This is a genomic window from Burkholderia sp. BCC1998 (assembly GCF_905339875.1).
Lineage (GTDB): Bacteria > Pseudomonadota > Gammaproteobacteria > Burkholderiales > Burkholderiaceae > Burkholderia.
Genome location: NZ_CAJPHE010000017.1, coordinates 57,737 through 72,466, shown reverse-complemented (window position 1 = coordinate 72,466; position 14,730 = coordinate 57,737). Strand labels below are relative to the sequence as shown.

General features: G+C 67.2%; 11 protein-coding genes. 2 read left to right on the top strand and 9 right to left on the bottom strand.

Translation table 11 applies throughout. The features are described from left to right. Nucleotides 1-156 precede the first annotated feature (156 nt). The 3 genes from U5A56_RS25875 to U5A56_RS25865 form a co-directional block, all read right to left on the bottom strand. Entirely contained in the window at nucleotides 157-1,587 is a 1,431-nt protein-coding gene (locus U5A56_RS25875) for a purine-cytosine permease family protein (protein WP_044844935.1), read from the bottom strand. Between the two features lie 317 nt (nucleotides 1,588-1,904). Continuing rightward, a complete protein-coding gene (locus tag U5A56_RS25870) occupies nucleotides 1,905-2,582 on the bottom strand; it encodes an SOS response-associated peptidase family protein (RefSeq protein WP_044844936.1) in 678 nt (225 codons plus the stop codon). A 239-nt stretch (nucleotides 2,583-2,821) separates the two neighbouring features. Continuing rightward, nucleotides 2,822-3,838 (bottom strand): AraC family transcriptional regulator, encoded by a 1,017-nt coding sequence (locus U5A56_RS25865; RefSeq protein ID WP_044844937.1) that lies wholly within the window; start codon nucleotides 3,836-3,838, stop codon nucleotides 2,822-2,824. 136 nt (nucleotides 3,839-3,974) lie between these two features. Between U5A56_RS25865 and U5A56_RS25860 the strand changes: the two genes are divergently transcribed. Then, nucleotides 3,975-4,949, top strand: a complete 975-nt coding sequence (locus U5A56_RS25860) for an alpha/beta hydrolase (RefSeq protein ID WP_044844938.1) — start codon at nucleotides 3,975-3,977, stop codon at nucleotides 4,947-4,949. A 186-nt stretch (nucleotides 4,950-5,135) separates the two neighbouring features. Here U5A56_RS25860 and lpdA read toward each other — a convergent pair whose 3' ends face one another. The 6 genes from lpdA to U5A56_RS25830 form a co-directional block, all read right to left on the bottom strand. Next, the gene (gene lpdA, locus U5A56_RS25855) at nucleotides 5,136-6,527 is read right to left on the bottom strand and encodes a dihydrolipoyl dehydrogenase (RefSeq protein ID WP_044844939.1); all 1,392 of its coding nucleotides are present in this window, start codon (nucleotides 6,525-6,527) and stop codon (nucleotides 5,136-5,138) included. A 5-nt stretch (nucleotides 6,528-6,532) separates the two neighbouring features. Beyond that, nucleotides 6,533-7,870 carry a dihydrolipoamide acetyltransferase family protein gene (locus tag U5A56_RS25850; protein ID WP_321925249.1) on the bottom strand — a complete coding sequence of 446 codons (1,338 nt, stop codon included), beginning with the start codon at nucleotides 7,868-7,870 and terminating at the stop codon, nucleotides 6,533-6,535. A gap of 1 nt (nucleotide 7,871) precedes the next feature. Beyond that, complete coding sequence (locus U5A56_RS25845; protein ID WP_321925248.1) at nucleotides 7,872-8,915, bottom strand: alpha-ketoacid dehydrogenase subunit beta; 1,044 nt, start codon at nucleotides 8,913-8,915, stop codon at nucleotides 7,872-7,874. Nucleotides 8,916-8,917: 2 nt separating this feature from the next. Further along, entirely contained in the window at nucleotides 8,918-10,150 is a 1,233-nt protein-coding gene (locus U5A56_RS25840) for a 3-methyl-2-oxobutanoate dehydrogenase (2-methylpropanoyl-transferring) subunit alpha (protein WP_044844942.1), read from the bottom strand. A 435-nt stretch (nucleotides 10,151-10,585) separates the two neighbouring features. Next, nucleotides 10,586-11,212, bottom strand: a complete 627-nt coding sequence (locus tag U5A56_RS25835) for a flavin reductase family protein (RefSeq protein ID WP_321925246.1) — start codon at nucleotides 11,210-11,212, stop codon at nucleotides 10,586-10,588. 218 nt (nucleotides 11,213-11,430) lie between these two features. Beyond that, nucleotides 11,431-12,579, bottom strand: coding sequence for a porin (locus U5A56_RS25830; RefSeq protein ID WP_321925244.1), 1,149 nt, complete (start codon nucleotides 12,577-12,579; stop codon nucleotides 11,431-11,433). Between the two features lie 1,070 nt (nucleotides 12,580-13,649). Here U5A56_RS25830 and U5A56_RS25825 point away from each other — a divergent pair. Further along, nucleotides 13,650-14,675 carry a substrate-binding domain-containing protein gene (locus tag U5A56_RS25825; RefSeq protein WP_044844945.1) on the top strand — a complete coding sequence of 342 codons (1,026 nt, stop codon included), beginning with the start codon at nucleotides 13,650-13,652 and terminating at the stop codon, nucleotides 14,673-14,675. Nucleotides 14,676-14,730: the final 55 nt, after the last annotated feature.

Here is a 14,730-nt window from a genome sequence, read left to right as displayed (position 1 = left end):
TGAAAAGAGAATGGAACGACGCCGGGCACGGTGGTCTGCCATGCCGGCATCGCGGATAACGAAGGTGAGGTACGACGCGGCTGCCGGTCGAGCCGGGCTCGCGGCGGCGGGCCGCTCAGGCCGGCTGCTAGCCGGCCCGGCGGACGACGCGATGCGTCAGTGATGAACCTCGCCGCGTTCGAGCGGCAGGATCAGGCGCTCGGGGATGCTGCGCCGCGACGCACGCGCGCCGACGTAGTACAGCACGGCCGGCACGATGAGGCCGAGAATCCACGAGATGTCGGTGCCGCCGAGCGCGTCGACGAGCGGGCCCGTGTAGATGTGCGTCGACATGAACGGCAGCTGCACCAGGATGCCGACCACGTAGATCGTGATCGCCATCACGTTCCAGCGGCCATAGCGGCCATCCGGATCGGACAGCGCCGGCACGTCGTAGCGCGAGCGCGTGAAGCAGTAGTAGTCGACCAGGTTGATCGCGCTCCACGGCGTGAAGAACGCGAGCAGGAACAGGATGAACGCGGTGAATTCCTTCAGGAACGAATGGCGGCCGGCGAGCGCGATCAGCGTCGACACGCAGATCATCCCGAAGATGTACACGAGACGGCTCTTCGACGACACCGCGCCCTTGCCGCGGAAACCGCTGACGATCGTCGCCATCGACATGAAGCTGCCGTACGCGTTGAGCGCGGTCACCGTCACCTTGCCGAACGCGATGCTGAAGTACAGCAGCGCGGCCACGGCGCCCGTCGAGCCGAGGCCGACGATATACGACACCTCGTGGTGCGCGAACTGGCTGCCGGCCAGCGCCGCCGCGAACACGCCGAACACCATCGCCGCCTGCGCGCCGATCACCGAGCCGAGGCCGACCGCGAGGAACGTGGCGACCGACGACGTCGAGCGCGGCAGGTAGCGCGAGTAGTCGGCGACGTACGGGCCGAACGCGATCTGCCACGACGCGGACAGCGACATCGACAGCAGGAAGCTCGCGAGCGAGAAGTGCCTGTTCGCGAGCAGCGCGCCGACGTCGTGGTTCGCGAACAGCTGCGTGAACATGTAGACGAACGCGACGATGCCGATCACGCTCGCGATCCGGCCGACGAAGTGGATCGCGCGATAGCCGAACACCGTCAGCACGACGATCACGGCCGCGAACAGCAGGATGCCGGCCGCGTCGTCGACGTGCAGCAGTTGCGCGACGGCCTGCCCGGCGAGCACCGAGCCGCTGGCGGAAAAACCGATGTACATCAGGCACACGAGCACGATCGGGATCATCGCGCCGTAGACGCCGAACTGCACGCGGCTCGAGATCATCTGCGGCAACCCGAGCTGCGGCCCCTGCGCGCCGTGCAGCGCCATCACCGCACCGCCGATGAACTGGCCGAGCAACAGCGCGACCAGCGACCAGAACACGTCGCCGCCGAGCACGACCGCCAGCGCGCCCGTGACGATGGCCGTGATCTGCATGTTCGCGGACAGCCACAGCGTGAACTGGCTCAGCAGTCCGCCGTGGCGTTCGGCGTCGGGAATGAAATCGATCGAGCGTACCTCGATCAGACCGCCGGCTTTTCCACTGGGATTCGTTGACACGGGTAAATCTCCAAGATACTGAGGATCACAAATGGTTGAGACGAGACGGAAAACGTGCCGAGCCGCCCTTTTCGGCTCGTCGGGTGCGGGGCGCCGTGGATCGCCGGCATGCGCCACGCACGCACGGTCAGCACGCTGGCGCGCAACGGGCACGACGTGTGCCGACATTGCCAGCGGATGATCTTGTATATACAACTTGGCTGATATCGGTGATTACCCGGAATCCGGGAATTTTGGAAATCGTCTGAGAAAACGGGATACGTCCGACCCGCGGAGCAGTCGGTTGTGCGTATGACAAATGCATGGAAAACGAAAGCTCAGGCGCCGGCGGGCGACACGGGATCGGGTGCGGCGACCATGTCGGCCGCAGGAAGGAGTGTCAGCATGCGCCGCACGGCCTCGACGTCGCGTGCATGCAGCCATTCGTCGTAGTCGTCGCGACGCAGGATCACGACGCCCCGCTTCTCGTCGCCGGGCCGATGCATGCGCGCGAACACCGGATGATCGTCCGCATTGACCGTGAGCATCGTCATGCCGATCCGCTCGTGGCCGTCGGCCGCTTCGTAGCGCCGCCAGAGGCCGGCGACGCAGCACGGTTGCCAGCCGTCGACGCCGATCCGGTGCCACACGTTGCGGCCCGTCTCGTAGCACGGCTCGAAGATCCAGCGCGCCGGAATCAGGCAGCGCTGGCCATTGCGCCAGGCGTTGCCGTAGAGTCGCGACTCACCGACCGTCTCCGCGCGCGCGTTCACCGTATCGAGCTTCTTTCGCTTGCGGCCGCGCTCGTCGAGACGCTCGGGCTGCATGAACTTCGGCCAGAAACCGAACACCGCGCTGACGACCGCGAGACCGTCGCCGTCGGCACGTGCGATGGGCGCCGCATAGTCCGGATACACGTCGGGTTCCCACGGGTCGCGGCGAAACAGGTCGCCGATGCCGATCCTCAGCTCGCTGATGCCCGGGTCTTCATCGGGGGCGCGGTAGTGGGTACACATGGTTGGGCAGACGATGGACGCGATGTCTTCATCGTAGGTCAGCGCGCACGCCACGGTTGCGCGGTCGCCTGGTATGACGAAACAGTCTTGCGAGAGCGCTTTCGGCGGTCACCGCCCGCCGCGGCTCAGGCGAGCTGCTCCGATCCGACGACAATCCGTGCGAGGCCAGTGAATCGGCGTGGAACCGCCACGATGAACGGTTCGCGCGGGAGGGTCAACCGCAACCCGCATCCCGCCCGCTACGCGCCCGTTCCGGCCAGCCGCGACACGCTCGGCGCGACACCGGTCCAGCGCTTGTACGCCTGCGAGAACGACGACATGTCGCTGAACCCCAGTTCCTCCGCGATTTCCTTGATCGACAGCCGCCCTTCGGCGATCAGCGTCTGCGCACGCGTCCTGCGCACCGCATTCGAGATGTCGCGGAAGCACGCGCCCTCTTCCCGCAGCCGGCGCTTGAGCGTGCGCTCGCTCGTGTTCAGCAGCGTCGCGATGTCCTTCAGCTGCGGCGGCCGGTCGAACGGCCGCGTAGCGAGGTATTCGTTCAGGAACGACACGAAGTCGACGCGCGTGCGCCGGCGCGAGACCAGCTCCGCGCACATGCGCTCGCACATCGCGGCGGTCGCGGCGTTGGCCTGCGGCAACGGCCGTTCGAGCTGCGCATGCCCGAACGTGATCGCATTGCCGGGCCGCCCGTACCGGACCCGCGTGCCGAGTACCTGCCGGCCGCCCGGCTGCGCGTCATACGCGACGTCGAACGTCGCGAGTTCGAACGCGTCGCCGGTCACGTCGCGCAGCACGCGACAGGTCGCGCCCATCGCACGCTCGACGAAGAAGCGCTGCAGCGGCGTCGACAGTTCCGGCGACGCGTCGAATACGATCGCGTCGTGTCGACCGGCGCGACGGTACGTCATCCCGACGAACGTATAGGTCAGCGCCAGATAGCGGCCGGCGAGCGCAACGGCGTCCATGCCGGTCGCGCTGCTCAGCAGCCCGTACCCGAGCAGCCCGTAGGCCGACAGCTGATACGACAGGCCGACCGTCAGGCCGACGCCCGGCTCGTCGCCTGTCAGCGCGAGCAGGTTCGACGCGACCGTCAGTTCCTGCGCGGTCAGCACCGTGAAGTCCGGATCGGCGAGCTGCTTCAGCGTGAGTTGCGAGCCCTTCAGCAAGGCCGCCGGCGCGATCGCACGCGCTCGCCCGAACGCGATCATCAGCAGGACGGAAGCCGGGCTGCGGGCAAAGTTCCAGACGTTCATCGGACGCCTCGTGACGTGTGTTGGCCTAGATTCTAAAGCGGTTGGCCCACGCCAGCATGGCCGGCGACCGGCCGCCGGATCAAGATGGGCTCCATCGCAACCCGCCCTTTCGTGCAATCGACCGGAGTCCGCCGCCATGTCCAAGACCTATGCCGACCAACCCGTCTGGCGTGCCATGCAGGCATTCCTGCCGTCCGACTTCCAGTGGACCGCCGACCGCGAGCCGAATGAGGCATGGTGGCGCTGGAACGGTCATCGCCTCCACCTCGACACGTATCGCGATCCTCTGGCGAAAGTGAAGGTGATCCTGTTCCATGGCGTCGGTACCAACGGGCGGCAGATGTCGATGATCGTCGGCGAGCAGCTCGCGCGACGCGGCTACGAGACGATCGCGGTGGACATGCCCGAATACGGGATGACCGAAGTGGCGCGCGGCGCGCTCGTGCGCTACGACGACTGGGTGCGCGCCGGCAGCGACCTGATCGACGCGGAGCGCGCGAAGGACGATCGCCCCATCGTGCTCTACGGGCTGAGCGCGGGCGGCATGCTGACCTATCATGTGGCCGCGCTCAACGGCAGGGTCGACGGCATCGTCGGCATGACGTTCCTCGATCAGCGCCTTCGGCAGGTGCGCGACGAAACCGCACGCAACCTGTTCATGAGCCGGGTCGGCGGCCCGATGACGCACTTCACCGCGAAGACGCCGCTGCGCGCGATGCGCATCCCGATGTCGCTCGCGAGCAAGATGCACGCGCTCGTCAACCGCGACGACGCGCTGAAGGTGTGGCTGTCCGATCGCACGTCGGCCGGCAACGCGATGACGATGGCCTTTCTCGATTCGTACATGTCGTATCGGCCGGCGATCGAACCGGAGAACTTCCGCGTCTGCCCGATCCTGCTCACGCAGCCGGCCGCGGACCGCTGGACGCCGAAGCACCTGAGCGAGCCATTCCTCGCGCGGATCCGCAACGTGCCCGTCAAGGTCGTGATGCTCGACAACGCCGGCCACTATCCGCTCGAACAGCCGGGACTTGCGCAGATGGTGGACGCGATCGATGCGTTCTATCGCGACGTGACGGCGCAGCCCGCGCACACGCGGGTGCCTTCGTGACCTTCCGCGGCAAGGCCCGCATGCGCAGCCTCGACGTTGATCGATCGTCGGCGACCCGGATATTGCCGGCGCGACAAGCAACATCGAATCCGGCGCGAGAGACCCGACGCCGACGCCTGCGACCCGCGCACGCAAAAAAGCCCCGCCGTGGCGGGGCTTCGATCAGCCGCACGGGTCGGCACATGCTCACACGTGCAGCGCATGTCCCAGCGCGCGCAACGCCGCCTCCTGCATCGCTTCGCCGAGTGTCGGATGCGCGTGGATCGTGCCGCCGATGTCCTCGAGCCGCGCGCCCATCTCGAGCGACTGCGAAAACGCGGCGGCCAGTTCCGACACGCCGCGCCCCACCGCCTGCCAGCCGACGATCAGGTGCGTGTCGCGCCGCGCGACGACGCGCACGAAACCGTCGGTCGCCTGCAGCGTCATCGCGCGGCCGTTCGCCGCGAACGGGAACGACGCGCTGATGCAGTCGACACCGGCCGCCTTCGCGTCGTCGGGCGACCAGCCGGACGTGACGACCTCGGGATCGGTGAAGCACACGGCCGGGATCGAGGCCGGCGTGAACTTGCGGCGCCGTCCCGCGATCAGCTCGGCCACCATCTCGCCTTGCGCCATCGCGCGATGCGCGAGCATCGGCTCGCCGGCGACGTCGCCGATCGCCCATACGTTGCGCATCGACGTCCGGCATTCGTCATCGATGCGCAGCGCGCGACCGTTGCGATCGAGCGGCATCGATTCGAGCCCGAAGCCGTCGACGCGCGGCCGGCGACCGACCGCGACCAGCACGCGATCGGCCGGCAGGGTTTTCTCCGCGCCGTCGGGCGCCTGCACGCGCACCGCGCCGTCGCTCGCGAGGCCCAGCACCTTGTGGCCCGTCCATAGCCCGACGCCGAGCCGCGCGAGCGAATCTGCGACCGGCTTCGCGAGTTCCGCGTCGTATGCAGGCAGCACGCGCTCGGCCGCCTCGACGATGCTGACGTCGACGCCGAGCTTGCGATAGACGAATCCGAGTTCGAGCCCGATGTAGCCGGCACCGACGACGACCAGCCGCTTCGGCAACGACGCGGGCGACAGCGCCTCGGTCGACGAGACGACGTGCGCGCCGAACGGCATCGACGGCAGTTCGACCGGCTCCGAACCCGTCGCGAGCAACAGGTGCTCGCAGGCGATCCGCGTCGTGTGGTCGCCGGCGACGACGTCGACCGTCTTGCCGTCGACGACGCGCGCGTCGCCGTGCAGCACGCGCACGCCGTGCTTCTTCAGCAGCGCGCCGACGCCGCGCGTGAGCCGCTCGACGATGCCGTCCTTCCATGCGACGCTTTTCGCGATGTCGATCTCCGGCGCGCGCACGCGAATCCCGAGCATCCCCTCGCCGGCCTGCCCGCGCGCCTGCTCGAACGCGTCGGCGACGTGGATCAGCGCCTTCGACGGAATGCAGCCGATGTTCAGGCACGTGCCGCCGAGCCGGTCGCGCTCGACGAGCACCGTCGGAATGCCGAGCTGCCCCGCGCGAATCGCGGCGACGTAACCGCCCGGCCCGCCGCCGATCACGAGCAGCGTGGTGTGTTCGTTCTTCATCGGGCTCACTCCACGAACAGCAGCGCCGGGCGCTCGAGCACCTCGCGCACGGCCTGGATGAATTCGGCCGCGTCCGCGCCGTCGACGACGCGATGGTCGAACGACGACGACAGGTTCATCATCTTGCGCGCGACGATCGCGCCGTCGCGGATCATCGGCCGCTCGACGATCCGGTTCACGCCGACGATGCCGACCTCGGGATGGTTGATGACCGGCGTCGACACGATGCCGCCGAGCGCGCCGAGGCTCGAGATCGTGATCGTCGAGCCGGTCAGCTCGTCGCGCTGCGCGCGGTTCGCGCGCACCGCGTCGGCGAGCCGCGCGATTTCCGCCGAGATCGACCATACGTCGCGCGCCTCCGCATGACGCAGCACCGGCACCGTGAGGCCGCCGTCCGTCTGCGTCGCGACGCCCATGTGCACCGCGCCGTATTGCGTGACGACACCGGCTTCGTCGTCGTAGCGCGCGTTGATCTGCGGGAAGTCGCGCAGCGCGATCACCATCGCGCGGATCAGCAGCGGCAGCGGCGTGAGCCGGCCGCGCGTGTCGCCGTGGCGCCGGTTCAGCTCGGCGCGCAGCGCCTCGAGCTCGGTGACGTCGATCTCCTCGACGTAGCTGAAGTGCGGAATGCGGCGCTTCGCTTCCTGCATCTTGCGCGCGATCGCGCGCCGCAGGCCGATCACCGGCACCTCGGTTGCGTCGTTGCGCTCGGCGTAGCCGCGCGCTTGCGATCCGCGCGCGGCGCCGCCGCCCGTGCGCGCATACGCGTCGAGGTCCGCGTGCAGGATCCGCCCGGCCTCGCCGGTGCCGCGCACGTAGCGCAGCTCGATGCCCATGTCCCACGCGCGCTGGCGCACCGCCGGCGACGCGAGCGGCCGTTCGCCCGGCGCGAGCGCCGCGCGCGGCGCCGCCGCATGTTCCGCGCGGCGCGGCTCGGCCGGCGCGCGGGACGCGGCGTGCGTCGCCGCCTTCGACGACGCATGTGTTTCGGATCCCTCAGCTATGGAAGACGACTCGGCAGGCACGTCGACCGCCGCCGCTCGCCGCGTCGCATCCGGGCCTGCATCGTGTGCTTTCGCGCCCGATTTCAGGTTGCCGTCGCCTTCGACTTCGAGACGAATCAGCTCGCTGCCGACCGCCATCATCTCGCCGATCCGGCCGCCGAGCTCCAGCACCTTGCCCGCCACCGGCGACGGAATCTCCACCGCCGCCTTGTCGGTCATCACATCGGCGAGCGGCTGGTCTTCGGCGATCGTCTGCCCCGGTTGAACGTGCCAGGCCACCAGCTCGACCTCGGCGATCCCTTCGCCGATATCCGGCATCTTGATGACATGAATCCCCATCTCAGGCCTCCATCACGCGGCGCAACGCTTCGCCGACCCGGGCCGGCCCGGGGAAATACGCCCATTCCTGCGCGTGCGGATACGGCGTGTCCCAGCCCGTCGTCCGCTCGACCGGTGCCTCCAGATGGTAGAAGCAGTGTTCCTGGACGAGCGACACCAGCTCCGCGCCGTAGCCGCAGGTGCGCGTCGCCTCGTGCACCACCACGCAGCGGCCGGTCTTGCGCACCGACGCGACGATCGTGTCGAGATCGACCGGCCACAGCGTGCGCAGGTCGATCACTTCCGCATCGATGCCGGTCTCCTCGGCAGCCGCCAGCGACACGTGGACGGTCGTGCCGTACGTCAGCACCGTCACGTCGTTGCCGGGCCGCACGACGGCGGCCGTGTCGAGCGGCACCGTGTAATAGCCGTCCGGCACCTCGCTGCCCGGATGCTTGAGCCACGATGTGACCGGACGCTCGTGATGGCCGTCGAACGGCCCGTTGTACAGGCGTTTCGGCTCGAGGAAGATCACCGGGTCGTCGTTCTCGATCGACGCGATCAGCAGTCCTTTCGCGTCGTACGGATTCGACGGCATCACCGTGCGCAGTCCGCAGACCTGCGTGAACATCGCCTCCGGGCTCTGGCTGTGCGTCTGGCCGCCGTAGATGCCGCCGCCGCACGGCATCCGGATCGTCATCGGCGCGGTGAACTGGCCCGCCGAGCGATAGCGCAGCCGCGCGCCTTCCGACACGATCTGGTCGGACGCCGGGTAGAAGTAGTCCGCGAACTGGATCTCGCAGACCGGCCGCAAGCCATACGCGCCCATCCCGACCGCAGCACCCACGATCCCGCCTTCCGAGATCGGCGCGTCGAACACGCGCGACTTGCCGTACTTGGCCTGCAGCCCCTCGGTGCAGCAGAACACGCCGCCGAAGTAGCCGACGTCCTGCCCGAACACGACCACGTCGTCGTCGCGGCCGAGCATCACGTCCATCGCGGAGCGCAGCGCCTGGATCATCGTCATCGGCTGGGCCGACGCCGTCGTTGTTTCATGTTGCGCCATGATCACGCTCCCAGTTCCTGGCGCTGACGGCGCAGATGCGCGGGCAGCTCCTTGTACACGTCGTCGAACATCGAGGCCGGCGACGGAATCCGATCGTCGGCCAGCGTCCCGAACTTCTCCGCTTCCTTCTGCGCGGCGATCACCTCGGCTTCCAGTTCGGCCGTGAGCGCGTCGTGCGCGCTGTCCGACCAGATGCCCTTCGCGATCAGGTGCTGCTTGAAGCGGGCGATCGGATCGCCGAGCGGGAAATGGGCCCAGTCGTCGGCCGGCCGGTATTTCGTCGGATCGTCCGACGTCGAATGCGCGCCGGCGCGATAGGTGACCCACTCGATCAGCGTCGGGCCGAGATTGCGGCGCGCGCGTTCGGCGGCCCAGGTCGACGCCGCGTAGATCGCGAGGAAGTCGTTGCCGTCGACGCGCAGCGAAGCGATGCCGCAGCCGACGCCGCGCCCGGCGAAGGTCGTCCCCTCGCCGCCCGCGATCGCCTGGAACGTCGAGATCGCCCACTGGTTGTTGACGACGTTCAGCACGACCGGCGCGCGATACACGTGCGCGAACGTCAGCGCGGTGTGGAAGTCGGCTTCCGCGGTCGCGCCGTCGCCGATCCAGGCGGACGCGATCTTCGTGTCGCCCTTGATCGCCGACGCCATCGCCCAGCCGACCGCCTGGATGAACTGCGTCGCGAGATTGCCGGAGATCGAGAAGAAGCCGGCTTCGCGGTCCGAGTACATCACCGGAAGCTGGCGCCCCTTCAGCGGGTCGCCTTCGTTCGACATCAGCTGGCAGATCATCCGTTCGAGCGGCACGTCGCGCGCGATCAGGATGCTTTGCTGGCGGTAGGTCGGGAAGCACATGTCGCCGTGACGCAGCGCCATCGCATGCGCGGCGCCGATCGCCTCTTCGCCGAGGCTCAACATGTAGAAGGAGATTTTCTTCTGACGCTGCGCGATCATCATCCGCGCGTCGAAGATGCGGGTCTTCAGCATCGCGCGCATCCCGGCGATCAGGCGCGCATCGTCGAGATCCGGCGCCCACGGGCCGAGGGCTTCGCCGTGATCGTCGAGCACGCGCACCAGGCTGCGGGCGAGATGGGCGGTGTCCGCCGGCGCTACGTCGATCGGCGGGCGGCGAACCGCGCCGGCCGGCGATAGATGCAGATAGGAAAAATCCGTCTTGCAGCCCGGGCGCCCGGTGGGCTCCGGCACATGCAGACGCAATGGCTCTGACAGGCTCATCGTGTCGTCTCCACGCTCGATTGTGTCTCACGCTGATAAAGGCGCGCGGCCGGTTGCCGGCTCACGCGCAGGCTGGCGCGCGGATAAGCACGCCAACCTTGGGAATGTATGCCTTGCCGTGCCGGACGTCGATGCCCAACCCGCTCGTTCGGGGTGAGCAGATTTGCCATGGCGGCGACGATGGGTGAGCGGCGTTGCCGGTGGGTTTGAAGAACGGTTGCGTGTGCTGCGATGCGTCAACGCGTCGGGGAGCGCGGAATCGATGCGCGTCTGTCACGCGTGTCGGAGGGTACGAAGCGAAAGACCCCGCGAAATCCTGGATTTCGGCGGGGTCTTTTGCTTCGTCGGTGCGCGTCCGCGTGCTTCAGCGCTCACGCGCCGGATCGTTCCGGCGCGCGAAGGCGCGAAGGCGCGATGCGTCGATGATGCGATGCATCACGCGTCGGGGCGCGCGATGTCGAAGCGGCTGTCGGGCGTCACGTGCACGTAGGCGGACGGGCCGCCCGCGCGCAGAATGATGCCGGCGCCGAACGTGTCGAAGAGGCCGTCCTTCAGCAGGTCGTGACGGATATGCACGGCGACGACCTCGCCCAGCACCAGCGTGGCCGGCGTCTCGACGCCGCGGTGATCGCGAAGCCGGATCACGTCGGTCACCTTGCATTCGAAGTTGACGCCGCTTTCCGCCACGCGCGGCACGCCGACGAGGCGCGACGCAATCGCGGTCAGGCCGCCGAGCTCGAATTCGTCGACGTCGTACGGCACGGCGGCACAGGTCTGGTTCATCCGGTCGGCAAGGTCGCGCGTCGCGAGGTTCCAGACGAACTCGCCGGTTTCCTGCACGTTGCGCAGGCTGTCCTTCGCGGCCGTGCTCGAAAAGCCGATGATCGGCGGACGATAGTTGAATGCGTTGAAGAAGCTGTACGGCGCGAGGTTGAGCGTGCCGTCGTTGCCGCGGGAGGAAATCCAGCCGATCGGGCGCGGGCCGATGATCGCGTTCAACGGATCGTGCGGCAGCCCGTGGCCTTGCGACGGTTCGTAATAGTGGTAGTTCGAATCGGTCATGGCGGGTGGTCTTGCGGGAGGAAAAACGTCGTTTTATTCCATCGGCCGCGTCACGTGCGGCGATGGCGGTGACGGCGTCGAGTGTGACGTGCGTGCCAAGTATCACACGGCGGCGCTTTCGTCGCAGCGAAGTGGCCCGCCGTGGCCCGTCGAGCCGACATTTCCCGAAGTTCAGGACTTTTACCCACACATGACCGATAACCGCCCGGAGAGCAGCGTCAGAAATGATGCAGCAGCGCGACACGCGCGACGTATTGATTCGGACCCGACGAGATATCGGCGGCGCCCGGAACGTACGCGTAGTCGAAGTCGGTTCCAGTGTGCGCGTTCAGCGCATGCTGATAGACACCTTCGACGAATACCGACGTGCGTTTCGACAAGTCGTAGTTCAGCTTCGCGCTCAGTTGATGCCACTTCGGATTGAACGAGCCGACCGTCGACGCCACGCGGGCCTGGGTGTACGTGTATGCCGCGCCGACGTAGAACGCTGTCGTGAAGTGATAGAGGCCGTTCACCTCGAAGTTGTCGAATTTCCACGACTGCCACGCACCGCCCGCCGGCTGCGTCGTACCGGTGAAATACGCGTTCGAAGTCGGATCGTAGACGTCGACGTGCGAATACGTGAATCCCACGAGCGCATTCGAGAACGCGTAATTCACGCCGATGCCGATGTTCTGCTGCGACGACGCATCGAACGTGTTGTCGCCGGTGATCGCCCCGGCCGAATCGGCATTGCGTGCGTTGTTGATCTTCAGATACGACGCGCCGACCGTCAGCCCGCCCTGCTGGTATTGCAGCGCGGCGCCATAGAGACGGTTGTTCGCGAAGCCGCCCGCCTGATTGCTGAATCCATACATCGCCTCCGCGGTAACACCGTGCCACGCGGGCGACACGTACTTGACCGCGTTGTTCACGCGGAACGAGTAGTCGGTGTTGTCGTTGTCGTACGGATGCGAGAACAGGTAGCCGGTCCAGTTACCGTTTGCGGTGAGCGGCGAGAAGACGTCGACGCTCGGATCGTACTGGCGACCGAACGTCAGGGTGCCGTAACGATCCGACGCGATGCCGACGAAAGCCTGACGGCCGAATTCCCGGCCGCCCTGGCTCATTTTTCCGTTGTTGACGTCGAAGCCGCTCTCGAGCGTGAAAATCGCCTGGTAGCCTGCGCCGAGGTCTTCGGTGCCCTTGATACCCCAGCGGCTGCCGTAGTCGTAGCCGCTTTGCAGTTGCACGGTTCCGTGGCCGCGCGCGTTGCTCGTGTAGTTGATGCCGTCCTCGATCTTGCCGTACAGCGTCACGCTGCTTTGTGCATGCGCCGCGGCAGCAAGTAACGCGGCGGGTGCGATGATCCCCCAACGCATGTTCATGACGATTTACCCCCAGGTCTTTCGTTTGCTGGTCGCAACGGTTGCGTGCTGCGAAGGTGCGTCGCGTCGATGTTTCCCGGCGATGCGACGGGCGCAGTGTAATGAGCCGTTTTTCTGCTGTTAGCGGCCTGCGGCGGAAAGGTGCTCTCCAGAACGCAGGCTGTTTTTCGGCGCGGAAAGCGGATAGCCGGGTGTTGAAGCGCGCTTCATTCGGGCGACGAGCGGACGCCTGAAGCAAATTGCGGGGAATCGATATTTCAATCGCCGGTACGTTTGCGTTTGGCCGGCGCGGGGGAGCTACAGGAACAGGCCGCCGCCATCGAAGCACGACCTGAAAAACAAAAAACCCGCGAGCGGCTTGTTTCTCGCGGGTTTTCGGAACTTCATGGAATCGCACGGAAGCGATCTTGGTGCCGGGGACCGGACTCGAACCGGCAAGCCAGTTAAGGCGGCGGATTTTCGTCACACTGCTTTTTTCAAAGCCGGCGTCGTCGAAACGACGCCGTTCGTGCGCTGGACTATGCCTTCGCCGTCGCGCGCGGGCGGTATTACCGCCCGTGCGCCTTAGGCGCCCCCCGTCTAGTCTCTACACCTTCCTCGCTGCACTCGTACCGCGAGGCTTGGCTCGGCGTTGCCTCGACGCAGGCGCGCGTCAGGGGTTTCACCGAATTTGAAGGGTTCTGCACCGGTCGTTTCCGGCCGGGCACTCAATCGTTTAAGTCCGCTATGTTTACCAATTTCATCACCCCGGCAAAAGGGCGGACGCGATTCTACCATTGCTTGCACATGCATTAGCTGATTCGCGCGCATTGCATCGCGATGCAACATGTCGCCCTGCCCTGTCCACACCCGAACTCGAGCGCCGCAATCGACGTCGGCGCGACACCGTCGCCGATTTCCTCCCGCGCCGCAGCATCCGCCGATACAATCGAATCCGCCCCGCTCGCCGGGCGCCAACCGTCTGATGTTTGTATCGCATCTTTTACGAAACAGACGTCTCGTGAGTCATCGCGAAGTCACAAACGCTTTCGATAATTCTCCCGTCGAAAACGTTTACATCGCGTAACTTCATGCCCCCTACCATCAAGGACGTCGCCGCGCTCGCCGGCTTCTCGATCGCCACCGTCTCGCGTGCGATCAACGCGCCGCATACCGTCAGCCCCGCCACGCTGGCGACCATCCGCACCGCCATCGACACGCTGCAGTTCCGCCCGAGCCCGCTCGGCCGACAGTTGCGCGGCGAGCGCACGCGGCTCGTCGGCGTCGTCCTGCCGACGCTGTCGAACCCGGTATTCGCCGACTGCCTGCAGGGCATCGACGAACTCGCGACCGCGGCCGGCTTCAAGCTGATCCTGATGACGACCGAATACGACGCGGCGCGCGAGCGCCACGCGATCGAGACGCTGCGCGAGCAGCGCGTCGAGGGGCTGATCCTGACCGTCGCCGATGCGGACACGCATCCGCTGCTCGACATGCTCGACCGCGACGGCCCGCACTACGTGCTGATGCACAACGACACGCAACGCCGCCCGTCGGTGTCGGTCGACAACCGCAGCGCCGCCTACGACGGCGTGCGCATGCTGACGGCACGCGGTCATCGCCGCGTGCTGATGCTGGCCGGTTCGCTCGCCGCGTCGGATCGCGCTCGCCAGCGCCATCTCGGCTACGCGCAGGCGCTCGAGGAGGCCGGCGTCGCGACGCTGCCGCCGGTCGAGGTCGACTTCAACGCGGCCGAGCTGCCCGACGCGGTGCTCGCGCACCTCACCGCGCGAGCCACGCGCCCGACCGCCCTCTTCTGCAGCAACGACCTGCTCGCGATGGTCGTGATGCGCGGCCTGCGCCGCGCGGGCTTCTCGATTCCCGACGACCTGTCGGTGCTCGGCTTCGACGGCATCGCGATCGGCGAGCTGCTCGCGCCGCCGCTCGCGAGCGTCGCGACGCCGAACCAGGACATCGGCCGCCATGCATGGCAGCGCCTCGTCGAATGCATCGGCGGCGCGACGATCGAGCGCACGTCGCTGATCCTGCCGCATACGGTACGCGACGGCGCGACGGTCGCGCCGCCGGCCGCCGACCTGCAGTTGCACCAAGCCTGAACACGCGCGCCACGCCATCGTGCGCGGCGCGCGCAAGCTACCCCGACCCCGCCCG